Origin of the sequence: Halorubrum amylolyticum (assembly GCF_004114995.1) — an archaeon.
Classification (GTDB): domain Archaea; phylum Halobacteriota; class Halobacteria; order Halobacteriales; family Haloferacaceae; genus Halorubrum; species Halorubrum amylolyticum.
This window is the reverse complement of the sequence record NZ_SDJP01000018.1, coordinates 1-22,889: the sequence shown is the minus strand read 5'-3', so window position 1 is coordinate 22,889 and position 22,889 is coordinate 1. Positions and strand designations below refer to the sequence as shown.

Annotated in this window: 22 protein-coding genes and 1 tRNA gene; 8 read left to right on the top strand and 15 right to left on the bottom strand. The window is 67.1% G+C overall.

The genetic code is table 11. The annotated features are described in order from the left end of the window. Positions 1–88: 88 nt before the first annotated feature. The gene (locus ESO89_RS12300; protein ID WP_128905780.1) at positions 89–1,609 is read left to right on the top strand and encodes a replication factor C large subunit; all 1,521 of its coding nucleotides are present in this window, start codon (positions 89–91) and stop codon (positions 1,607–1,609) included. 46 nt (positions 1,610–1,655) lie between these two features. On the opposite strand, the gene ESO89_RS12295 is transcribed toward ESO89_RS12300, so the two are convergent. The 7 genes from ESO89_RS12295 to ESO89_RS12265 all read right to left on the bottom strand — a co-directional run bounded on the left by ESO89_RS12295 (position 1,656) and on the right by ESO89_RS12265 (position 8,312). Beyond that, positions 1,656–2,795: a sensor histidine kinase gene (locus ESO89_RS12295; RefSeq protein WP_128905829.1), complete on the bottom strand. Its 1,140-nt coding sequence runs from the start codon at positions 2,793–2,795 to the stop codon at positions 1,656–1,658. A 294-nt stretch (positions 2,796–3,089) separates the two neighbouring features. Beyond that, on the bottom strand, positions 3,090–4,016 hold the full coding sequence (locus tag ESO89_RS12290) for an ABC transporter permease subunit (protein WP_128905779.1): 927 nt from the start codon (positions 4,014–4,016) through the stop codon (positions 3,090–3,092). Then, positions 4,016–4,762, bottom strand: coding sequence for an amino acid ABC transporter ATP-binding protein (locus ESO89_RS12285; protein WP_128905778.1), 747 nt, complete (start codon positions 4,760–4,762; stop codon positions 4,016–4,018). Before ESO89_RS12285 ends, ESO89_RS12290 begins: the two co-directional genes overlap by 1 nt. Continuing rightward, positions 4,759–5,571, bottom strand: coding sequence for an amino acid ABC transporter permease (locus ESO89_RS12280; protein WP_128905777.1), 813 nt, complete (start codon positions 5,569–5,571; stop codon positions 4,759–4,761). The genes ESO89_RS12285 and ESO89_RS12280 overlap by 4 nt, the downstream gene beginning before the upstream one ends. A 1-nt stretch (position 5,572) precedes the next feature. Further along, on the bottom strand, positions 5,573–6,370 hold the full coding sequence (locus tag ESO89_RS12275; protein ID WP_128905776.1) for a basic amino acid ABC transporter substrate-binding protein: 798 nt from the start codon (positions 6,368–6,370) through the stop codon (positions 5,573–5,575). A gap of 65 nt (positions 6,371–6,435) precedes the next feature. Beyond that, complete coding sequence (locus tag ESO89_RS12270; RefSeq protein WP_128905828.1) at positions 6,436–7,272, bottom strand: COX15/CtaA family protein; 837 nt, start codon at positions 7,270–7,272, stop codon at positions 6,436–6,438. Positions 7,273–7,856: 584 nt separating this feature from the next. Next, positions 7,857–8,312 carry a DUF5814 domain-containing protein gene (locus ESO89_RS12265; RefSeq protein WP_128905775.1) on the bottom strand — a complete coding sequence of 152 codons (456 nt, stop codon included), beginning with the start codon at positions 8,310–8,312 and terminating at the stop codon, positions 7,857–7,859. Positions 8,313–8,472: 160 nt separating this feature from the next. Here ESO89_RS12265 and ESO89_RS12260 point away from each other — a divergent pair. From ESO89_RS12260 to ESO89_RS12250, 3 genes are all read left to right on the top strand, one after another. Beyond that, positions 8,473–8,545 (top strand) — tRNA-His (locus tag ESO89_RS12260). Positions 8,546–8,679: 134 nt separating this feature from the next. Beyond that, on the top strand, positions 8,680–9,021 hold the full coding sequence (locus ESO89_RS12255; protein WP_241686221.1) for a hypothetical protein: 342 nt from the start codon (positions 8,680–8,682) through the stop codon (positions 9,019–9,021). Next, on the top strand, positions 9,018–10,160 hold the full coding sequence (locus tag ESO89_RS12250; RefSeq protein ID WP_128905774.1) for a hypothetical protein: 1,143 nt from the start codon (positions 9,018–9,020) through the stop codon (positions 10,158–10,160). The genes ESO89_RS12255 and ESO89_RS12250 overlap by 4 nt, the downstream gene beginning before the upstream one ends. A gap of 293 nt (positions 10,161–10,453) precedes the next feature. Here the strand turns inward: ESO89_RS12250 and ESO89_RS12245 are convergent, their stop codons facing one another. The 6 genes from ESO89_RS12245 to ESO89_RS12225 form a co-directional block, all read right to left on the bottom strand. Continuing rightward, on the bottom strand, positions 10,454–10,771 hold the full coding sequence (locus ESO89_RS12245) for a hypothetical protein (protein ID WP_128905773.1): 318 nt from the start codon (positions 10,769–10,771) through the stop codon (positions 10,454–10,456). Positions 10,772–10,905: 134 nt separating this feature from the next. Next, entirely contained in the window at positions 10,906–11,058 is a 153-nt protein-coding gene (locus ESO89_RS18580; RefSeq protein WP_164932794.1) for a hypothetical protein, read from the bottom strand. A 141-nt stretch (positions 11,059–11,199) separates the two neighbouring features. After that, positions 11,200–11,757, bottom strand: coding sequence for a diadenylate cyclase (locus ESO89_RS12240; protein WP_128905772.1), 558 nt, complete (start codon positions 11,755–11,757; stop codon positions 11,200–11,202). Between the two features lie 185 nt (positions 11,758–11,942). Continuing rightward, positions 11,943–12,722 carry a bisanhydrobacterioruberin hydratase gene (gene cruF, locus ESO89_RS12235; protein ID WP_128905771.1) on the bottom strand — a complete coding sequence of 260 codons (780 nt, stop codon included), beginning with the start codon at positions 12,720–12,722 and terminating at the stop codon, positions 11,943–11,945. After that, positions 12,719–13,624, bottom strand: coding sequence for a prenyltransferase (locus ESO89_RS12230; RefSeq protein WP_128905770.1), 906 nt, complete (start codon positions 13,622–13,624; stop codon positions 12,719–12,721). The genes cruF and ESO89_RS12230 overlap by 4 nt, the downstream gene beginning before the upstream one ends. After that, on the bottom strand, positions 13,621–15,120 hold the full coding sequence (locus ESO89_RS12225) for a phytoene desaturase family protein (RefSeq protein ID WP_128905769.1): 1,500 nt from the start codon (positions 15,118–15,120) through the stop codon (positions 13,621–13,623). Before ESO89_RS12225 ends, ESO89_RS12230 begins: the two co-directional genes overlap by 4 nt. Positions 15,121–15,278: 158 nt before the next feature. On the opposite strand from ESO89_RS12225, the gene ESO89_RS12220 reads away from it, so the two are divergent. From ESO89_RS12220 to ESO89_RS12210, 3 genes are all read left to right on the top strand, one after another. After that, entirely contained in the window at positions 15,279–16,907 is a 1,629-nt protein-coding gene (locus tag ESO89_RS12220; RefSeq protein WP_128905768.1) for a tryptophan--tRNA ligase, read from the top strand. 245 nt (positions 16,908–17,152) lie between these two features. Next, the gene (locus ESO89_RS12215; protein WP_164932793.1) at positions 17,153–18,055 is read left to right on the top strand and encodes a helix-turn-helix domain-containing protein; all 903 of its coding nucleotides are present in this window, start codon (positions 17,153–17,155) and stop codon (positions 18,053–18,055) included. Next, positions 18,048–20,075 carry an ATP-binding protein gene (locus tag ESO89_RS12210; protein WP_128905766.1) on the top strand — a complete coding sequence of 676 codons (2,028 nt, stop codon included), beginning with the start codon at positions 18,048–18,050 and terminating at the stop codon, positions 20,073–20,075. The genes ESO89_RS12215 and ESO89_RS12210 overlap by 8 nt, the downstream gene beginning before the upstream one ends. An 18-nt stretch (positions 20,076–20,093) precedes the next feature. Here the strand turns inward: ESO89_RS12210 and ESO89_RS12205 are convergent, their stop codons facing one another. Beyond that, positions 20,094–20,474 carry a hypothetical protein gene (locus ESO89_RS12205; RefSeq protein ID WP_128905765.1) on the bottom strand — a complete coding sequence of 127 codons (381 nt, stop codon included), beginning with the start codon at positions 20,472–20,474 and terminating at the stop codon, positions 20,094–20,096. 357 nt (positions 20,475–20,831) lie between these two features. Continuing rightward, positions 20,832–21,692 (bottom strand): hypothetical protein, encoded by an 861-nt coding sequence (locus ESO89_RS12200; protein ID WP_128905764.1) that lies wholly within the window; start codon positions 21,690–21,692, stop codon positions 20,832–20,834. 106 nt (positions 21,693–21,798) lie between these two features. Between ESO89_RS12200 and ESO89_RS12195 the strand changes: the two genes are divergently transcribed. Then, complete coding sequence (locus ESO89_RS12195; protein WP_128905763.1) at positions 21,799–22,194, top strand: CopG family ribbon-helix-helix protein; 396 nt, start codon at positions 21,799–21,801, stop codon at positions 22,192–22,194. Positions 22,195–22,889 lie beyond the last annotated feature (695 nt).

Below are 22,889 nucleotides of genomic sequence, written 5' to 3'. Positions count from 1 at the left end.
CGCCGCAAGCCGGTGTGCTGCACTGCCGAACGCAGACGGGGAACGAGCCTCCGCAACCACTAAACGCGGCTCGCTCCTTGCACGGGTAATGGCCGATTGGACGGAGAAGTACCGCCCGAGCACGCTCTCGGAGGTCCGCGGCAACGACAAGGCCCGCGACGCGTTCGCGGAGTGGGCGCGCTCGTGGGACGACCACCGCGAGGCCGTCGTCCTCCACGGGAGCCCGGGCGTCGGGAAGACGAGCGCGGCCCACGCGCTCGCGAACGACATGGGGTGGGAGACGGTCGAGCTGAACGCCTCCGACCAGCGCACCGCCGACGTCATCGAGCGGTTCGCGGGGCGGGCCGCGCGCAACGCCACCCTCGGCGGGAGCGCGGCGGGCGGCGGCGCGGCCGGCGGCGACACGGCCTCCCGCCAGCTCGTCATCTTGGACGAGGCCGACAACATCCACGGCAACTACGACCGCGGGGGAGCGAGCGCGATCACGAAGCTGGTCAAGGAGTCGGGCCAGCCAATCGTCCTCATCGCCAACGACTACTACGACATGGCGCGCGGGCTCCGGAATGCCACACAGGAGATCGAGTTCCGCGACGTCTCCGCGCGCTCTATCGTTCCCGTCCTCCGCGACGTGTGCCGGAAGGAGGGGATCGAGTTCGAGTCGGACGCGCTCGAACGGATCGCCGAGCGCAACCGCGGCGACCTCCGCGGCGCGATCAACGACCTGCAGGCCGCCACGGAGGGCCGCGACTCGATCGCGGTCGAGGACGTGGTCACCGGCGACCGCGACAAGGCGCTGGGCCTGTTCCCGTTCCTCGACGCGGTCCTGAAAGAGGAGTCGACGGAAGAGGCGCTCCAGTCGGCGTACGCCGTCGACGAGACGCCCGACGACCTCACGAAGTGGATCGAGAACAACGTCCTCGACGTGTACGAGCCGATGGAGGCGGTCCGCGCGTACGACTTCCTCGCGAACGCCGACGTGTGGCTTGGGCGCGTCCGAGCCACCCAGAACTACTCGTACTGGCGCTACGCCACCGACAACGCGGCCGCGGGCGTTGCCGCCGCGCGGGACGGGGAGAAGGGCGGGTGGACGCGCTACGGCCGCCCGCAGTTCTGGAGCTCCTCGGACGCGACCGCGGACGAGATCGTCGGGCAGATCGCCGCCGCGAGCGGGTGCAGCGTCGCGACGGCGCGCCGCGAGGTGCTCCCGTTCCTGAAGGCGGTCACCCATCACTGCAAGCCCCGCGAGCTGACGGTCGCGATGGCGACCGCCTACGACCTCGACGAGGCGGGCGTCGCCTTTGTCACCGGCTCCGGCGAGTCGACGAACAAGGTGGAATCGATCGTCGAGGACGCCCAGGCGCTCCGCGAGAAGCGGATGGAGGACCACGCCGAGGGCGCCTTCGCCGGCGGCCGCCACGCGGCGACCCCGACCGACTCATCGACCGGCGACGAGGCGGGCGAGACTGACGCCCCGGTCGCCGGCAACGACGGAGCGAGCGGTAAGACGAGCGGCGAGATAACCGGCGAGACGACCGGCGACGATACCGCCGACGGCGATACCGCCGACGGCGATGACGACGGACAGGCGGGACTGAGCGACTTCGTCTGAGCGAGCGTGAGGCGGTCTCAGCGGTAGCGGTCGCGGCGGCGGAGTATCACTCGCTCGGCGACGGCTCCGATCCGCTTGCCGAGTCGAGCTTGCCGGGTTCGGAGGCGACGCTCTCGTTCGGCGCGGCGTCGACGCCGCCGGACCCCTCTGGGTCGACGCCGGTGAACTCGAATCGAGCACCGCTATCCCGGCTCTCGGCCACCGAGACCGCCCAGCCGTGGGCCTCCGCGATGCGTTCGACGATGGAGAGCCCGAACCCCGTCCCGTCCCTGTCGGTCGAGTGGCCCGGGTCGAAGACGGCGTCACGCTCCGACGGGTCGATCCCCGCGCCGTCGTCGGCGACGAAGAAGCCGTCCGGGAACGCCCCCACGAACACCCGTATCGAGGGGTCGGTGGCGTCTCCGTCGAAGATTCCCGGATCGACATCGTTGCGATTTTCCTCGCCGTCGTTCTGGTCGTCGGGAGCGACCGAGAGCGCGTCCCCCGCCCCGTGTTCGATCGCGTTGCGGAAGAGGTTCTCCAACGCCTGCCGGAGCCGGCTCCGATCGCACTCGACAGTCGGCAGGGGTTCGTCGACGACGAGGACGATGCTTTCGGGAGCGTCGATCGTCCGCCACGCCTGATCCACGATGTCCCGGAGATCGGTCGGCGCGGTCTCCTCGACCGATCGGCCCTCGCGGGCGAGCGCGAGAAGGTCCGAGATGAGGCCGTCCATGTAGTTGAGCGCGTCGTGGGCGCGGTCCAACCGCTCGGCAGGCTCCTCGCTGCCGAACTCCCGAGCTAGTTCGATGTTCCCGACCGCGACGGAGAGCGGGTTCCGCAGGTCGTGAGTGACCACGCTGGCGAACTCCTCCAGTCGCTCCCGCTGCTGTTCGAGCTGTTTGCGGCGCTCGACCCGGTCGTCGGCGGAGAAGAGATAGCCGACGATGTCGCCGCGCTCGTCGCGCGCGCCGCGCTCGTGGACCCACTCGGACTCGTCGTCGACCGTGAGCCGGTACGTCACGTCGACCGCGCCCTCGTCGAGCGCGTCGCGGAGCCGGGCCCTGTCACCCGCCTCGACGATCCGGAGCCAGTCGGAGCGCGGCAGCGCCTCCGGGTTCAGTCGCGACTCGCCCGCGGCCTCGACGACGAGTCGAGTCGGGTCGCCGTCCGGTCGCCGATACGCGACTCCCGGTCGACGCTCCATCGGCTGCGTCACACCTGACCCTCCTTACTGTAGAATAATAAACCTTTCTAAAATATCAATTTTATTATCTGTGGCGTGGTTGATTGGTGTTCATAATACGCACTTCAAACCCGTTAAAAGAGCATTTTATCGGTGAAACAAAGTTCGCGGACTGGTCTCTCTGAGTTCGTATCACCAGCAGATCACGTGTCTGACGCCGATCGGAGCCGGCGGGCGGTTTTGATCCGCGACGGGCCGTGGTCTCGGTATGTACGCGGCGTCGAGGTCGTCACCGACTTCGAAAGACAGCGCCCCTCACTCCTCGCGCTCGGCGCCGAGTCCGGGGATCGCGACGCGCTCCTCGACGCGCCCCATCAGTTTCGAGGCGGTGAGGACTAACGCGAGGTACGTCACCCCGGTCACGACGAAGATGAGCGTGTAGCGGAACGTCTCGGAGGCGATCTGGTCGGCCCGGTAGTACAGCTCGGGAACCGTGATAAAGGCCGCCAGCGACGAGTACTTGATCAGGTAGACGAACTCGTTGGTCCACGAGGGGATCGCGTACCGGAGCCCCTGCGGGAGCACGACGTAGTAGATCGTCTCCAGCTTCGAGAGCCCGATCGCGCGGCCCGCGGTGATCTGGCCCTCCTCGACGCTCTCTAGGGCTCCGCGGATGTACTCGGCCTGATACGCGGCCCCGTTGAGCGTGAACCCGAGGATCGCCACCCAGACCACGTCCCGCGCGAACGCGCCGGAGAACGCGCCGGGGACGTAGCTCGCGAGGTTGAGCCCGTAGTAGAGCACGAACAGCTGCGCGAGGAGGGGCGTGCCGCGCAGCAGCTCCGTGTACGCCAGCGAGAGCCACGCCGAGAACCGTCCGTACACGCGGGTCACCGCCAGCGGCACGGCGATGACGAACCCGAGCGCGAGGCTCACGGCGGTGATCACGACCGTGAGCCACGTCCCCCGCGACAGCTCGGGCGTCAGCTCGACGACGAAGGCGGCGTCGGCCGCGTAGGCGGCGAGCCCCGGAACCGCCCCGAGAGACGTCTCGACGGCGCTCGGCGGGACGAGCGGCTGGCCGACCGGCACGATCACGCCACCGAGCCACCGGTTGACCCAGCTCACGGCGAGCCAGCCCCAGAACAGCGCGCCGGCGGCGACGAGGAGGAGCCGGCCGACCGAGCGGTCGGACTCGGCCACGCGTTCACGGACCGCCGCGGGTCTCGTCGCGCTCGCCATCAGTCGTGGCTCGCGATCCGTTCGAGGAACCGGCCGGTCCGTTCCTCCTCGGGGCGTTCGAACAGCTGTTCGGGCGGGCCGCGCTCGACCACGCGGCCGTCATCTAGGAACACGATCTCGTCGGCGACCGCGCGGGCGAAGCTCATCTCGTGGGTGACTACGAGCATCGTCATCCCCTCGTCGACGAGCCCGTGCATCACCTCCAACACCTCGCCGATGAGCTCGGGGTCGAGCGCGCTCGTCGGCTCGTCGAATAACATCAGTTTCGGCTCCATCGCCAGTGCGCGGGCGATGCCGACCCGCTGCTGTTGGCCCCCGGACAGCTCCGCGGGGTAGGAGTCGAGCTGCTCGCCGAGCCCGACGCGCTCCAGTTGGGCCTCGGCGCGCTCGCGGGCCTCCGCCTCCGAGAGCCCGAGGACGCGGCGCGGGCCGAGCGCGACGTTGCCGACCGCGGTGAGGTGCGCGAACAGGTTGAACCCCTGAAACACCATCCCGACCTCGCGGCGGAGATCGTCGACGTCGAGGTCGGGCGAGAGCACCTCCTCGCCGTCCAGCAGGATCGACCCCTCTTGCGCCTCCGCGAGCCGGTTGACGCAGCGCAGCATGGTCGATTTCCCGGAGCCGGACGGCCCGATCAGGACGGTCACGTCGCCCCGGTCCATCTCGAAGGAGACCTCGTTGAGCACCTTCTCGTCGCCGTACCACTTCGAGACGTCCGTCACGCGGAGGAAGTCGTCGTCACTCACGCCGACTCCCCCTCCGGGATCGCGTAGTGGTCGCCGAGGTAGTCGAGCGCGCGGTTCGTCGTGAACGTGAGGACGAAGTAGATTGCACTGATGAAGAGGATCACTTCGAGCACCGCGGTCGTCTGCTCCGAGAACAGGTCGTATCCCCGTGTGAGCAGCTCCGCGAGCCCGATCGCGAACACGATGCTCGTGTCCTTCAACACGATCGTGAACTCGTTTTGAAAGCCCGGGATCGACCGGCGCAGGGCCTGCGGAACGACGACGTACCGGACCGCCTCGAACCGCGAGAGCCCGATCGAGCGCCCGGCCTCGAGCTGGCCGTCGTCGACGCTCGATAAGGTCGCCCGGAAGATCTGCGACTGGTACGCGGCGCTGCGCAGGCCGAGCCCCAAGATCCCGGCCGTCATCGCCGAGGAGATCGAGACGATGCCGAGGTTAATCTGGGGGACGCCGACGACGAAGTACATCACGATGAGGATCACGACGATCGGCGTTCCGCGGAGCACGATCCCGACAGCGCTGACGACCCGTTCGAGGAGCCCGTCGCCGTACACCTCGACCGCGCCGGCCGGGAACCCGACGACGAACCCGAGGAGGATCGACGCGATCGTGAGCCCGACCGTCAGCAGGGCGCCGATACCGAGGTAGTCGGCGTTGCTGAAGACGAACTCCCAGTCGACGGGTTCACCGATGAACCACCAGTCCGCGGTCTCGCCGACGAACGCGAGCGTCGCGAGGCCGTCGGCCGCCGGGAGGTCGGCCGCGACGCTGGCGGCCGCCGCGAGCGCGAGCGTCCCCGGGTCCGACATCCTACTCCTGTCCGAACCAGGTGCTCGTGATCTCGCTGTACGTCCCGTCGTCGCGGACGGTCGCGAGCCCGTCGTTCAGCGCCGACTGGAACTCCGACTCGCCCTGTCGGATGCCGAAGCCGAACTGCTCGCCGGTCCCCTCGATAAACGCGACCTCCACGTCGCGGTTGGCCGCGAACGTCTCCGCGACCGGGAGGTCGATGACGACGGCGTCGACGTTCTCGTTCGCGAGGTCCTCGACCGCGAACACGTAGCTCTCGTACGAGGAGTAGTCGTCCTCGGCGACGATGCCGGGTTCGACGAGGTTCGACGACACCTGGTCGGCGCCGGTCGTGCCCGACTGCGCACCCACGCGGACGCCCTCGAAGTCCTCCCACGACGAGGGCTGGAAGTCGCCGCCCTCGCGCACGAGAATCGCCTGATCCGACTCCCAGTAGGGGTCCGAGAAGGCGATCGTCTCCTGCCGGTCCTCGGTGACCGTCATCGCGGCCGCGATCACGTCGATCTCCTCGTTCTGGGTGAGCGCGGGGATGAGCGAGTCGAACTCGAAGGTGGCCCACTCGCCGATCTCGTACTCCGTCTCCCCGACGACAGCCTCCAGCAGGTCGACGTCGAAGCCGACCAGCTCGCCGTCCTCCTGCATCTCGAACGGCGGGAAGCCGGGCGCGGTGCCCGGGGTGATCGTGGTGCTGTCGTCCCCGAGGCAGCCGGCGACGCCGGTCAGCCCGACGGCGCTGGCCCCGCCGGTCAGCTTCAGGTACGTCCGACGGCTCACGTCCGTCTCCGTGCGGTATGACATACCGGTGGGTGAACGGGAACTGATTTCAACCTTTCCTCCTCGGGCGGGGTCAGGACGCGAAGGCGTCAGTCGACGCGAACGGCGTCAGTCGTCCTCCCCTCGGACCCGAGGCCTCTGACTGCCCACGCGGCGCCGAGCGCGAGCGCGGCGGCGACGCCGAGCGCGACGAGGTTGAGCCGCTGCCAGAACGCGGTGTACAACACCAGATCGCGGCCCAAAAGCAGGGTACCGACCAGCGCGGCCATCGAGCCGGCGGCGAGCAGGCGGACGGTCTTCGCGGTCGACAGAGGCAGTCCTGCGTACCCGGTGCGGACGGCCTCCGTGGCGTACGCGACGGCGGCCACGAGCCCGAGGTGGCCGGTGAGTCCGGCCACGTAGAAGCCCGCCTGCGCGCCCGGCGAGTAAGTGACGAACGGGACCGCCCGCGAGAACACCGCGCTGGCGACGATCCCGACCGCGGCGACCCCGACCGCAGCCCGGAGCAGCCGCGGGGAGCCGCGCCCGCCGCCCCAGATTGTCGCCAGTCCGAGCAGCGTGAAGATGCCCAGCGCGACGATCAGGTGGGCCGCGTGCGTCGACACCGTGTATCCGCCGGGAACGATCCCGCCGAGGGTGACCGTGATCGCTCCGACCGTGATCTGCAGCGGGAGGATCGCGACCGCGAGCGTCGCCGCCAGCCGGGTCCGGCGCTCCCGACCACCGACCCACGTCCAGCCGGCGACGCCGATGATGAGGAACCCGGTGACCATCGCCCACACGCGGTGGAACCACTCGATGAAGTCAGGATTGATCGTCAGCTCGGGAATGAACTGGTCGGAACAGAGCGGCCACTGGGCCTGACACGCCAGTCCCGAGCCGGTCGCCGCGGTGTAGACGCCGAGCGCGAACAACACCAGCGTCATCCCGGTCGTCGTCGCCGCGTATCGCCTGAACGTCAGCCACGCGGGCCGAAGACTCATTGGTCGAGTTCGGGTTTGAGTCCACTTAGACCGTTCGGACGCTCCGGGAAGACGGGAACGCGGTGAACGGCGCGAGAACCTCCACGGTCCATTTGGAACTTATAAAGAAACGGCGGTGGCGCGCGCCTCCGAGTGGCCGCCCTCGGCGGCCACGAGGAGCGTCGCGCGAGGGAGTCGGTGGTCCGGAGCAACGCGGAGGACCACCGACGAGGTTGGGGAGGTGTGAGGCTGCGGTCCCATGAGCGACCGAAGGGAGCGAGCGGGAGCACGGAAGTCGCAGCCCGCACAGCGAAGCGAGCAGGACCGTCTTCCGGTGGTGCTGTGCGGTCGGGTGGGACTCAAAGGGGCAGCCGTGAGGACGAAGGCGCGGGACGCAAGGACCGCAGGGAGCGAGCAACGCGAGCGACTGAGGACCGCAGCGACCGCACCGAGTCCTCACGGCTGGGGCTTTGGAGGTGTTTCGCCGTCGATCCGCTGGCGGCCGCTTAGAAACAATCGACAGGAACCTCGGCGACGACCGACGCCGCTTATCCCGACAGTTCCCGCTTCGCTCTCCGCGCCCGATCCGACATCTCCTCGTTGCCCTCCACGTCGGCGAGCGTCTCGATCGCCTCCAACTGCCGCACCGAGTCGTCGAGGAACGAGAGCACGTCGCCGGTGTACGCGTACACCATGTAGTCGTCGCTCATCACGTCCACGATCGCCTGCGGACCGAGCCCCTCCGCCCGAAGCTCCAACACGTACCGCATGAACTTTTCCTCCGGACAGCCGCAGTAGGGGTTCGCCTGACAGTCGCAGTCGAGGAAGTCCTCCGCGAAGTCCAAGATCCGGTCCCGGGTCGTCGAGTCGAGCTTCGAGAGCCCGTCGCCGGTGAACAGCATGTCCAACGTCGCGCCGGCGAAGGCCCCCTTCGGGATGTTCGTCTCCAGCTGGGAGGCGAGCTGCCGGTGGTTCTTCACGTAGATCTTGTCGGTGAACGCCACGGTTGCCCGCGGATACGCCGGCTGGGAGTAAAAGCGGCGTGGTCGTCGGGGCGATCCCCACGCCGACCGGCCGAAGTCGATCACCGGACGCCACCGCGTCACACGCCCGTCCGGGAGTCGTAACGGTTATTTATCAAAGCGGGATAGATATCGACGCGTGTCCGGGTTAGGGTAGTGGACTATCCTTCAGCCTTGTGGAGGCTGAGACGCGGGTTCAATTCTCGCACCCGGACCTTCTGCGGAACGGAGTGACGGAGAAGGACGGACGGAGTGACGGAGAAGGACGGAAGGTGAGATTGAATAACGCCTGTGTACTTATGTGTCGGTCGGGCGTCGTGTCGCTCGTTATGGACGGACGTGAGACGCCGTGAGACGACGCGCTCTGCTCCGGACGGGCGCTGGGATCGGGGCCGTCGGCCTCGCCGGGATCGCGGGGTGTACGGGCGGGAGCGACGACTCGACCTTCGAGGAGGGGTTCGAGGGGGGCGTCGGTGACTGGAAGTTCGGCGCCACGCTCGGTCCCGAGGTGGATGTCGACGAGTTCGACTGGGAAGCGCCGGCCTCCGAGGAGGAGGCGGCCTCGGGAGAGCGCTCGCTCCGGATCTGGAACCAGGGCGACTACGACGACGGCGTCACCTGGGCCACGCATCCGGTCTCCGTTGAGTCGGGGGAGTCGTACCGGATCGCGGTGACCGTCGAGCCGCGATGAGCGGGGCATCGGAGCCGGGGTCCAGCGCGGGCGACGACACGGGCGGCAGCGGCGGCGCCACCGCCGAAACCGACGGCGCCACCACCGAAACCGACGGCGCCACCACCGAAACCGACGGCGACAGCGACGCGAGCACCGCCGACACGATGCGCGAACGCGCCGGCGAAAGCCGGGTGAAGCTCTGGCTGCTGTTGCGCGCGAACCGGCTCGTCGTCGCCGGCGTTCTGACGCTCGCCGTCTTCGTCGCGTTCGTCGCCGCGGCGGCCGCGCTCTCGCCGTCTCTCGCCGTGAAGGTCGGGTCGAAGGACCCGATCGAGACGCTGTTCGCGTCGATGATCACGGCGATCGTCACCGGGGCGACGCTCGTCGTCACGATCGGACAGCTCGTGCTCACGCAGGAGAACGGCCCGCTCGGCGATCAGCGGAAGCGCATGGACGACACCCTTGCGGTCCGTGACTCTATCGCGGAACTGACCGGCTCGCCGGCTCCCACGGACCCCGCGGCGTTCCTCGACGCGGTCCTCGCCGCCGCGTCGGAGCGCGCCCGAGCCCTCCGCGAGTCGGTCCGCGAGGGCGCTCACAGCGACGAGGGACCGAACAGGGCCGCACTTCGGGAGGACATCGAGGAACTCACCGGGGGCGTCGTCGGGAACGCCGACACGGTGCGCGGCCGCCTCGACGGCGCGGAGTTCGGCTCCTTCGACGTGGTGTTCGCGGCCCTCGGCTTCGACTACGGTCCGAAGATCGGCCGGATCGAGCGCATCGCCGACGATCACGGCGACGCGCTCACCGACGCCGAGCGCGATCTGCTCGGCGGGCTGCAGGAGTCGCTGTCGCTGTTCGCCCCCGCCCGCGAGCACGTCAAGACGTTGTACTTCCAGTGGGCGCTGATCGACCTCTCGCGGCTGATCTTATACGCCGCGGTGCCCGCACTGGTCGTCGCGGGGCTCATGCTCGCGGTCGTCGACGCCGGGACGTTCCCGGGACGCACCCTCGGGATCGACCATGTGACGCTCGTCGTCGGGGGCGCGTTCGCGGTCACGCTCCTCCCGTTCTCGCTTTTCGTCTCCTACGTGCTCCGCGTTCTCACCCTCGCGAAGCGGACGCTCGCCATCGGACCGCTGGTGTTGCGGGACTAGTCGTGAACCCCACGTTCACGGTTTCGCACACGGTGAGCCGGTGGCCGCGCCCGGACCTCTCACCCTCGCCGGACGATGTGGAACCCGATCCCGCGGGCAAAGATACACGACGCTGTAACTCGAAGCCCAAGACATGAGCCCCCCACCCTCCGAGGACGAGACCGATGCGGACAGCGAGGAGGAAGAGATCAACAGAACGCTCGATCGGATCGTAGACTTCCTCGCAACGTATCTGCCGTGAGCGGTCGTACGGGACACCACAGCGATCGCCGCCACGCTGCTCCGCCCGGAGTTCACCGACCCCCCGCGGTTCGTCGGGCGATAGACGGGGGAGACAAGACGATGGCGACGAGAAGCCCCATCAGGAGGAGTATCGCCGTTACGCGGAGGGTTCCGGCGGCCCGTCGTCGATCACCTGGAAGCGATTCGGCGACACCGGACAGAGCGGTTCCGACCGCCATGGCGACTAGCCAACCGCTCGAAGAGGAGTCCCCGAGAACGCCGGCGTACACGTAGAGGCCAACGAAACAGAGCGATCCGAGAAACATGACGACTGCGTGCGTTCGACCGGACGGCTCGCTGAATAGCGATCGGGCGAGTAGGGAGGGCATCAGACGAAGGTCCTGCGCCGCGTACAAGTGGTTATCCGTCTCCGCGGACGTGTTCGCTCTCTCGTCCGTCAATCGCGGACACCACGGACGCTGACCGGTTGCGTCGCCGCCGTCGGTCGAAGTCGACCGCGACCTCACAGCGGTCGTTTGGTCGCGATCGTCACCGCAATCTCCTGCGAGAACGACTGCCACTCGTCGGTATCACCCCTCGCGTACTCGAATATCAGCGGATCGAACTCGCCACGAACGTATGCGGTGCCCGCCTCACGAACGCTGTCACCGTGCAACTCGTATGTTTCGCTGGCCGTTCCGCCAGGGTCAAGCGCCCGGTCTTGAAGGTGTGAAGCAACAGAGAACTTTGTTTACAGTAAAACACACGTTCGATGTGAATATCCGCCTGCGGTCTGCGAGCTCGCGGCGTTTGTCGGTTACTCCACGCGCCACACCTCGCCGAGTTCGTCGCGCTCCCTCGACTCCGCGTCGCCGTCGCGGAACACGCTCACCCGTCCCGTCTCCTCGCTCAGCGTCACGGTCGCGACGACCTCCGGCCGGACCGAGGTCTCGATCGCGCTCATGTGGCGCGACCCCATCCACGGCTCGTAGCTCACGTCGTCGACCAGTTCGGTCTCTTCGCTGCGGGTGCCAAGATCTCGGAAGCGAACCATCTGCGCCTCGATCTCGCCGTCGACCGCGACGACGATGCCGCCGTCCTGCTCGCGGCCCACCGTCTCGACCGCCTCGACGAACCCGTCCTCCGCGAACGCCGTCGGGCAGCTCTCGCGGGGCCACCGGTTCTCGCCCATCGGGTCGGCGTAGTCGCCGTAGTCGCGGTCGGCGACGACCGCAAAGTAGAGCCCCGGCCCCTTGACGTGCGCCTCCTCCCAGCCGTCGAACGCGAGGCCGACGTGTTCGGCGCAGTAGGTCAGGCGGTCGACGATCTCCCGGACTCGCTCGTGGGTGCCGTACTCGATCGCGAGGTCGCTCATTCGGTCCCCTCCGGTCGGTGGTCGGCGCCAGCGTCGGCGTCGGTTCCGCCGACGGTGTCCGTGACGCGAACGCTCATACCTCCGTGAACGATCGGGGCGTATATAAGGTGTCCCGAGTCGGCCCGCGTCGCCTCGAGTCGTCCGGATCGGTCGCGCGAGGGCCGGTCGGATCGAGCCGCACCGCCTCACCGCCACTGGGTGAACAGGCTCGCGTCGAACCGGTCGGCGCGCACGAGCCCGACGCCGAACGCGCGGTCGAGCGTGACCACCGCGACCGTCGCCGACAACGCCCAGCCGACGTAGTTCGAGAGGGGGACGCCGAAGAAACTCCCGCCGCCGAAGGTCCAGAAGCCGAGCGCGACAGCGCCGGGGTCGAGCACCATGTCCATCGCCACCACCGCGGCGATCACGCTCGCGAGCCGGAGCCAGCCGTTCGACGCCCGCGAGCCCAAGAGGAGGAGACAGAGCAGGTAGGCGTTCACCACGAGCGGGATGAAGAAGACGGGGAGCGCCAGCGGCACCCCGCCCAGCATCGGGCCGAGGCTCACGGTGTACTCGAAGGTGCCGTACGGCCACCCGGTTGCGACGCCGAACAGCTCGATCGCGTAGGTGTACGCCACGAGGACGCCGATCCACCCGACCGCACGGCGATCGAGCGCGGGCAACACCCCGACGACGAGCGGCGAGCGCATCACCAGCACGCCGAATAACACGAACCACGGGTGGAAGGCGAACGGCTCGGGCACCCACCCCTCCGCGCTGCCGACGAGCGCGACCGCGCCGACGAGGGGGAACAGCACGGCGATGGTAAAGCGGTTCTCGCGGACGGTCCGGTCGAGCAGGCGCTCCGCCTCGCGGCGCGTGTCGGGGAGGCGGGCGCGGAGCGCGTCGAGTCCTTCCGGCGTCGAGGCGGCGGGCTCCGCGGCGCCTTCGGCCGAACCGGTCGACCCCTCCGGGTCGCTCACGCGAGCGCCTCCGTGACCGGGTAGACGCGCCAGAGCCCGCCCATCGCCAGCAGGGTGCCGACGGCGGTGTTCAGCGCCGGGAACCACCAGTACGCGCGGTCGACCGCGATCGACGACCGGGCGACCCACGCCGCGAAGACGGGGTAGACGGCGAGCAGCGCGCCGAGTCGTGGGTCGACGGCGGCGAACGCAACCGCGGCGGCGACCCAGCAGGCGGCGCAGTAGGCGTAGGTCCGCCCCTCGCCGAGCAGCGTCGCCGTCGTCCGGATCCCGGCGGCGCGGTCGGGCTCGATGTCGGGGATCGCGGAGAACGTGTGCATCCCCATCGCCCAGAGCCACGCGCCGGCAAGCGCCGCGGCCGGCGGGTGCGTCCCGGCCACGGCGGCGTACGCGGCCGCGCCCGGCAGGACGTACAGCCCGTTCGAGACGGAGTCGAGGAACGGGGTCGTCTTGAACCGCACCGGCGGGGCGCTGTAGCCGGCGCCGAGCAGCAGGAACCCGGCGAGGTACGGCCACGCGACGTGCGGCGTGGCCGCGAACGCGGCGAGCCCGAGCGCGCCGGAAGCGATCACCGCGAGCGAGACGAGGCGGTCGCCTCGCCAGCGCGCCTCGCGGCCCTCCTTCTTCGGGTTCTCCTCGTCGATGTCGGCGTCGAAGGCGTCGTTGACGCCGTAGAGGAAGACGTTCGCCGGCACGAGGAAGTACGCCGCGAGCCCGACCGTGACCGGCGTGAACAGCCCGCTTACGTCGGCGATCCCGTAGGTGACGCCGACGGCGACGGGGCCGGCGAGGTATAACCAGAACCGCGGCCGCGACAGCACCACCAGGTACCGGAGCAGGTCGGGAAGCGAGCGTCGGCCGGGGTTCGCGGTTCGGTCGGTGTCGCTCACGGCTTCGCTCACGCCGTCTTCGACAGCTCCTCGGCGGTCAGCTGTCCGCTGATGAGACACATCGGGACGCCGATACCGGGGGTCGTTGTCGACCCCGTGAAGTAGAGCCCGTCGACCGCGCTCGACCGGTGGGGCGGCCGGAGCAGCGAGGTCTGTCGCAGGGTGTGTGCCAGCCCGAGCGCGCTCCCCTGGTAGCTGTTGTAGCGGTCAGCGAAGTCGTCGGCGCAGAACGTCTCCTCGAAGACGATCCGGTCGCGAAGCTCCGTGCCGGTGTTCTCGGCGATGTCGTCCAACACGAGGTCGCGGTACTCCCCGCGCAGTTCCGGGGTGTCCTCCAGTCCGGGCGCGACGGGGACCAGCGCGAACAGGTTGCTGTGCCCCTCGGGCGCGACCGTGTCGTCGGTCTCGGAGGGGACACAGAGGTAGTAGGCGGGGTCGTCGGGCCACGACGGGTCGTCGAATATCTGCTCGAAGTGGCGGTCCCACCCCGTCGGCAACACCAGTGTGTGGTGTTCGAGGTTCGGCACGTCGCCCTCGACGCCGAGGTACAGCAGGAACGCGGAGGGCGCGTACGTCCGCGACTCCCAGTACTCCTCCGTGTACTGCCGCTTGTGCTTCGGGAGCAGTTCCTGTTCCGTGTGGGCGTAGTCGGCGTCGGAGACGACCAGATCCGAGAGGTAGCGCTCGCCGCCGACCGTGTCGACCGCGAAGCCCCCGCGCCGCCCCTCGATGGCGGTCACCTCGGCGTCGGTGACGTACTCCACGCCGAGGTCGTCGCCGAGTTCGACGATCCCGTCGACGACGGCGCCGATCCCGCCCTCCGGATAGTAGACGCCCATGTTGTAGTCGACGTGGCTCATCAGGTTGTACAGCGCGGGGGTGTTCGTCGGCGACCCGCCGAGGAAGACGAGGGTGTACTGCATCAGCTGCTGAAGCTTCGGGTGGTCGAAGTAGTTCTCCACGTGCCCCTGCATCTTGCCGAGCAGCGAGAGGCCCCACGAGTACCGGAGCACGTCCGTATCGACGTAATCGCGGAGCCGCGGGCGGTCCTCGTAGACGAAGTGCTCCATCCCGATCTCGTAGGTGCGCTCGGACTCCGCCAAGTAGGCCTCGAACGCCTCGCCCGCGCCGGGCTCGTACTCCTCGAAGAGGGCCTTGTTCGCCTCGCGGTCGGGGAGCACGTCGACCCTGTCGCCGTCCTTCCAGAACACCCGGTAGTGGGGGTCGAGCCGCTCCAGCTCGTAGAAGTCGGCGGGCTCGCGTCCGAAGTGGCCGAAGAACCGCTCGAACACGTCGGGCATGAGGTACCACGACGGCCCCATGTCGAACCGGAAGCCGTCGGCCTCCAGCCGACTCGCGCGGCCGCCGAGCTGCTCGTTCTTCTCCACGAGGGTCACGTCCGCGCCGGCGTCGGCGAGGTAACACGCGGTCGAGAGGCCACCAAATCCGCCGCCGATCACGACGACGGATTCGCCGGCCACGGCGTCGATGTCCGGGGCCACGTCCATGTCCATTCGTACGGCGGGAGCGGTATAAATACCGGCCAGACGGCCGCTCCCCGGGAACGCGCGGTGCCGGCTCGTCGCCCTCCGCTCCCCGTCCGGCGGCGTGGCAACTCCTCTCGCGCAAGCGAACGGTTTTTGCGTCGACCGACTGGAGGGGACGTATGGACGAGGACACCCCCCGGGCGGACGGCGGGACCGAGCGCGCGGAACCGACCGAGGACGTCGCGCTCGACCCGTGGGGGTCGGCGTCGGTCGGCGACTACGCGGACCTGTTCGAGGAGTTCGGCATCGAGGCGTTCGACGATGTCGCCGACGACGTGCCGGACCCGCACTACCTGATGCGCCGGGGCGTCATCTTCGGGCACCGCGAGTACGACGCCGTGGCGGAGGCGATGGCGAACGACGAGCCGTTCGCCGCGCTCTCCGGGTTCATGCCCACCGGCGACCCCCACATCGGCCACAAGCTCGTCTTCGACGAGATCATCTGGCACCAACGGCAGGGGGGCGACGCGTTCGGGCTGATCGCCGACCTGGAGGCCCACTCCGCCCGGGGAATGTCGTGGGACGAGATCGACGAGCACGCGCGCAACTACCTCCTCTCGTTGCTCGCGCTCGGGTTTGACGCCGAGGAGGGAGAGATCTACCGCCAGTCCGACAACCGCGAGGTGCAGGACCTGGGGTTCGAGCTCGGGTCGAAAGCGAACTTCTCGGAGTTCGAGGCGATCTACGGCTTCGACGGCGAGACCAACATCTCGCACATGCAGAGCGTGATCACCCAGACCGCGGACATCCTCTACCCGCAGCTCGTCGACGAGCCGAAACCCACCGTCATCCCCGTCGGCCCGGACCAAGACCCACACGTCCGACTCACCCGCGACCTGGCGACCCGCGTGCGCTACTTCAAGGTGACCGAGGCGTTCGCGAGCTTCGAAGCTGACGAGGAGGTTCACCAGGTCATCGCAGAGGCGTACGACGATCTCAAAGAGGAGGCGCAAAAGAGAGAGATCGACACGATTCGTTGTGGCTGGGCAGCCCAGTATATTGAAGATGGAACGGATGCCGTAACTTGGGACATTAACGAATTCCCCGACAAGAACGTGGTCTCGGCTGGAACGGAACCAAGTCCAGAACGCGATGCGATCAATAACCTCCGAAATGCCGTAAAGGAACCCCTCCGCCCCCGAGTGCGCTTCCTAAATCGAAACGCCACCGACGAGGCGTTCGAGGCCCTGATCGAGGCGGTCGACGGCGAGAAGCGCGTGTTCGAAGGACACGTCGACGCGTTCGAGATGACCAGAGGGGAGGCCGAGTCGCTGGCGCGGGAGGTCGAGATCGGCCACGGCGGGTTCGGCTTCCGACAGCCCTCCTCGATCTACCACCGGTTCATGACCGGGCTCACGGGCGGGAAGATGTCCTCGTCGATCCCGGCGAGCCACATCTCGCTGCTCGACGACCCCGAGGACGGCTACGACAAGGTCCGGGCGGCGACGACGGGCGGGCGCGACACCGCCGAGAAGCAGCGCGAACTCGGCGGCGAGGCCGACGAGTGCCCCGTCTACGAGCTGTACGCCTACCTGCTCGCGGGCGACGACGACGAGCTGGCGAAGACCGTCTACTCCGAGTGCGTCAACGGCGAGCGCCTCTGTGGCGGCTGCAAGGAGCAGGCCGCCGAGCTGATGCGGGAGTTCCTCGAAGACCACCAGGAGAAACGCGAGGAGGCAGAGGAACTGCTGGAGGACGTCGACATCGACCTCGACTCCGACCGGCGCGGGACGGGCGGCGAGCACTGAGGCGGCGCGGCGCGACCGGCGGGGTGACGCGGGCGCCCGAGCCGATAGTTTATGGGGCGGGCGGTACCTCTCACGTGTATGACCGAGCAGGAGGCGATCCACGTCGCGGATGTCAGCGAGGGGATCGGGGGCGACGCGACGGCACAGTTCCGAGCGTTCCGTCCGCCTGAAGAGCTATGTAATATCACATGAGCAGTAGCCAGCATGAACAACGCGCTCATCCGCGGACGAGCAATACGGCTGCGATGACCTCGGAAACGCCGTGGCGGAACGCGGACCGCCTCCGGTCGCTGTATATCGATGAGGGCCTCACAACGAGAGAGGCCGGTGAGAAGCTCGGTTGTAGCCGCAAAACGGTCGAAAATTGGCTAAAAAAGCACGATATTGAGAAATCCAAGCCGTGGGAAGACGAGGAACGGCTGCGGTCGCTTCGTCGACGCGGAATGAGCGAAAGCGACATATCGGACGAGTTAGACTGCAGTCAGGGGACCGTTCACAACCGGCTACGCAAATTTGGGATCGACACGAGTCGGACGCGAACAGAACAGCCGTGGCACGACGAAGAGACCCTTCGTGAGTTGTACGTTGAGTCGGAACTGACGATGGACGAGGTGGCGTCGGAACTCGGCTGCGGCCGGCAAGCGATAGAGGATTGGATACACCGACACGGTATCGAAACTCGGTCGTACAATCCGGAGACACCGGCGGAACTCCAGAGCGAATCGAAGCTCAGATCGATGTATCACACGGACGGCATGAGTACGTACGCGATAGCGGAACAGCTCGACTGTGCTCCGTCTACCGTCCACGACTGGCTACACGACCACGGAATAGAAACCCGGACAGTCGGCTCACAGCCCGGAGAACTACATCATCGCTGGAAGGGGGGCGTTGACGAGTACTACGGCGACAACTGGGCAGAGCAACGGCGGAAAGTCCTTCAGCGAGACAACTACGAATGTCAGCGGTGTGGGATCACCCAGTCAGAACATCGCAGTCAAAACGACATCGGATTAGACGTTCACCATCGACAGCCGATCCGGACGTTTCAGTCGCCCGAGAACGCGAACACGTTAGACAATCTCGTAACGCTCTGCCGTTCGTGTCATAATACGATCGAGCCGCCGAACGCCAAACAAAATGACTGACGATCAGCAACAGATCCCCGTCGGCGTCGACCAGGAACGAGACGAGGAAATATCGCTCCCTGTAGTGGAACTGCTCACCGGACGGGGATTTATAACTGGAAAGTCTGGCTCTGGCAAGAGCAACACCGCTTCGGTCGTCGCCGAGAAGCTCCTCAACTCGGCGTTTGGCCTCCTCATCGTCGACGTAGATGGTGAATATTACGGTTTAAAAGAGGAGTACGAGGTCCTCCACGCCGGCGCCGACGACGAGTGCGACATCGTCGTCTCCCCCGAACACGCCGAGAAGCTCGCGACGCTCGCCTTGGAACAGAACATCCCGATCATCCTCGACGTCTCCGGCTACCTCGAAGAGGAGACCGCCAACGAGCTCCTTCTGGAGGTCGTCAAACAGCTGTTCGCGAAGGAGAAGCGCATGAAGAAGCCCTTCCTGCTCGTCGTCGAGGAGTGCCACGAGTACATCCCCGAGGGCGGCGGGATGGACGAGACGGGGAAGATGCTGATCAAGGTCGGCAAGCGCGGGCGGAAACACGGGCTCGGCATCGTGGGCATCAGCCAGCGCCCGGCCGACGTGAAGAAGGACTTCATCACTCAGTGCGACTGGCTCTGCTGGCACCGGCTCACGTGGGACAACGACACGAAGGTGGTGGGGCGAATCTTGGGGTCGAAGTACGCGAGCGCCGTCGAGGACCTCGGCGACGGCGAGGCCTTCCTGATGACCGACTGGGACGAGTCGATCCGCCGGATTCAGTTCCACCGCAAGGAGACGTTCGATGCGGGCGCGACGCCCGGGCTCGACGACTTCGAACGCCCCGAACTGAAGTCGGTCTCCAGCGACCTCGTGGGCGAGCTCCAGTCGATCTCCGACGAGACGGAGCGTCGCGAGTCCGAGATCGCCGACCTCCGGCAGAAGCTCGACAAGAAGGACCGGTGCATCGCCGACCTCGAACGCGAGCTGGAGGAGGCCCGCGACCTGAGCGACATGGCCGACCAGTTCGCGCAGGCGTTGCTCGGGAAGGCCGAGGCGCCCTACCGTGGCGGAGGCGGGCGATCCGTGACCGGTGGCGGCGGATCGGCGTCCGGTGACGACGGCGGCCAGTCCGTGCTCAAGTCGTACGACGAGGCGGTCGCCGCGACCGAGAACGACGGTGACGCCGCGACCGAGAACGGCGAGGGCACCCCGACCGGCGCGGGGGACTCGGCCGCGGACGGCGACGCCGAGGTCGACGCGGATTCCCCCGCGGACGACGCCGACCCCTCGACCGGCGCCGTGGAAGACGCCGGCGACCCCGTCGACGACGTCGACCCGGTCACGCGCTCCGACGTGGCCGAGAGCGCGCTCCGGTTCGACGACGCGGTCGAGCTCGGCACCCGCGAGGCCGTCATCGAGGAGCTCCGGAGTCGGATCGAGGCGCTCCCGGAACTCTCACAGGGGATGCTCCGCCACTACCGGCGCGAGGGCGTCAGCGACCCCGTCGCCGCTCACATCGACGCCGGCGGAGACGGCGACTCCGGGCACGCCTACAGCCGCCACCGGTCCATCCGGCGGGCGGGGCTCATCCGCCACGCCGGCCGCGGCCACTACGCCTACGCCGTCCCCGACCTGATCCGCGAGGCGTACGCCGACCGGCTCGACGAGGAGAGCGTTCGCGAGATCGTGCGCGCCGTCGAGACCGCGTTCGTCCCGCCGGCCGAGCGGAGCTACCCGCCGGACGCCGATCCGGCGGCAGTCACCGGAGCCGCCGGCTCGGACGACCCGACCGCCGCCGACGGCGTCGGTGCCGCGAGGTATCCGGACGGAGCCGCTTCCGCTGCCGATCACACCGAGGACGAGGCCGATACGTCCGACACGGAGTCGGCCCTCGACGGTCTCGTCGAGAATCCGGAGCGGACGGGTTCCGAAGGGAGCGAGACCAACGGAGACGACGAGACCGCGGCTGACTCCGAAGGGGACCGGAGCGATTCGGGGCTGAGCGAGGCCGCACGACGGCTCGCCGAGCGCGGGCCGTTTCGCGAGGAGTGAGGCGCCGCAGCGGAGAGCTCACCAGTTACCGGGGAGCCACCGAGAGAAGACCGATCGGACCGCGACGCGCGGGGGAGACCGCGCGCTCGACTGCTCCTGCTCGGCGAGCTGTTGGTTCTTCTTGGCGAGAACTCGTTCGTACCGCTCGATGACGTGTTCTAGGCGTTGCTCGGTCTGTTCGAGTTCCGATTCGAGCGCCCCGATTTCCGCTTCCAGCCGTCGAACCTCGCGGCGCGCGGCGACGGTCCGATCCGGAGGGACGGGGCGGTCGGTTCCGTCGGCCCGTCGTCGGTCCGCGTCGCCGCCCGGTGCGTTCGGCGGCGTTCGATCCGCCTGTCGCTCGTTCCAGTTCCACTCCTCCTGGCCGTTCACGCTCTCTACGGGGAGGTCAGAGATCATGTGACTAGATACCAACTATCATGTCTACGCACATAAAATCCAGTCAGACGAGTGGCATGCTCTCGTCCGATCCGGACGTTCAGGGCGCATCTCGTGGAATATCTACGCCACAGGTTTTCACGGCTTTGTTCGGAAATATAAAAATAGTATGAGATTCCGAACGAAAGGTACGCTCTGTCGGCGGCTTCCCTCTCTCGACTACCTTTGCCGACATGAACATATCCCTCCGAGAAGGACTTCGAAGATATCGAGGTGGAACGAATCCCTCCTGATCCGACCGACAAAGGTTGGCATCTCCCTCCCCGTGAACGCGGAAGAGTCCGGCGTCGCGGAGACGGCACGCGTCTGGACCCGTGCTCAAAACAGCCCGCTGATGAACCCGATTCCCATGATGACGAGGACGGCGGCGGAACACGTCGACAGGTACGGTGTGTACTGCTCGACCCTCTCCTCGGAGTGGTGGTAGCCCGCGATCAACAGCATCGTCAGTCCGACGATACCCACGATGACCGTGAGGGCGTACGCGCCCATCAGTTCGAGGCAGTAGTTCGACCCGGCACAGAGCGCGATGATCTCGAACTCCTCCTCGTGTGCGAACCCGAGGACGAACGCGAACCACGCGATACCGAGGAGTCCCCGATCGGCGCCCTCGTCGAAGCCGTCGTGCGAGTGAGCGTGTCCGCCGCCGAACGGGACGACCCCGTTCAGACGGGAAGTCAGTCCACCGTCGTCGTGGCCGTGCGAATGGCCGTGGTCGTGGTCAGAGTCGTGGTCGTGGTCAGAGTCGTGGTCGTGGCCAGAGTCGTGGTCGTGGTCAGAGTCGTGGTCGTGGCCAGAGTCGTGGCCGCGGTTGTCACCGCGGGTTCCGTGAGAGTGGCCGTGGAACTGCTCGCGGACGCCGAGGCCGATGAGCAAGACGCCGGCCACGAGACTGACCGGCCCCCCGATCTGGACGCCACCGAGTATCGTAATCGGCTCGTTGACCTGTGTGAGGTTGAAGTACCCCCTCGCGTAGAAGAACGCGCCCACCATCGCAACACTGCTGATGAGGTGGCCGACGCCGATGATGAGGCTCGCTGCGAACCCGTACGCCCACTTGTTAGCCCGATCGAGCGCGTACGAGGCGGCAACTGGCCAGCCGTGGCCCGGTTCGATACCGTGGATGGCCCCCAGTGCGACCGCACCGACGAGCGGACCGAGCAGTTCGTTTGGGAACATCGACTCACTTCGTGCTCAGAACCGGCTTGCTTTACCGATTGTTAATACCGAATGGGGGGGTTCGTCATAACGAGCCTCTTGTGTCTGCACGGTTCAGTACGGGGTAGTGAGAACGAGTTTCAACATCCCGGACGAGGTAGTCGAAGAGTTCGATCGGATATGGCGGGACGAGGGGATCGAAAATCGGTCGAGGGCGGTAAGAGAAGCGATGCTGGAGTTCATCGAGGCCCACTCTCGCCTCGAAGAGACAACCGGCGAGATCGTTGCGCTTGTCGGCTTCGACTATCGCCACCACGACGTCATCCAGGAACTCCACGCCGCGCAACACGAGTATCAGGACGTCATTCTCAATACGAGCCACACCCATCAGGGCGAGTGGTGCCTCGAATCGCTGTTCTGTCGAGGAGCCGCGGAGCGCGTCCGTGAACTGACGTACCGACTTCGCGATTTTGACGGCGTCCGCAGGGTGAAAGTGATGGTGATTCGAGACAGCGTCGATTGACATCCTCCTCCGCGTAAACACGGAGGAATCCCGAGCGGTGGGAGTTTCAGGTTTGTAGTCCAGTCACCGGACTACCAGCTCTTTCGGGCACGGGTAGTCCCACAGCGTCGGGCTGGTGGACTGCTGGCGGTGCCAAGCCGCCGTTACCCCTATCTTCGACCGTATATATGGCGTCCCGATGTTATTTTTGCCAGCGGGACGCCAGCAGGCGTCGGCAGAGTCGGGGGTATCGTGGTACTCGCTTTGAGCAGTCGACACAGACACACTCTTCTGGAATATGCGTTCACCGACTACCCTTTCGGATATTGCCTCGTTACGTGGGCGGACAGGCCGCCTCCGAAGGACGATTCGGAATCCGCTCCGTTCCGACCGATTCCTACTCTCTGGTTTGGCGCCCTGTCACTTAAATGTCATCGTGGGAAACTCGGGGAAGACGGTTGAGCGGTGGTCTGTTACACGGAGTGACAGCGCGTATCCACGGCCTGAAGGCCGTGGTATTGCGTCTGTTCCGCGTATAGCGATTCGAATCGAAACTTCGCCACTTCAGCAACTACTGTTTACGGGGTGGGCTTTCGCCTCGCTACCGCTGTAATCTCTACGGAGCCTGTCATAGAAAGCCTCCCAAGGGAGGCTGCAGGGTTTGGAAACTGTGTCCACCAGCTCCAACGCCCTGCAAAACGTAGCTTCGGTCAACG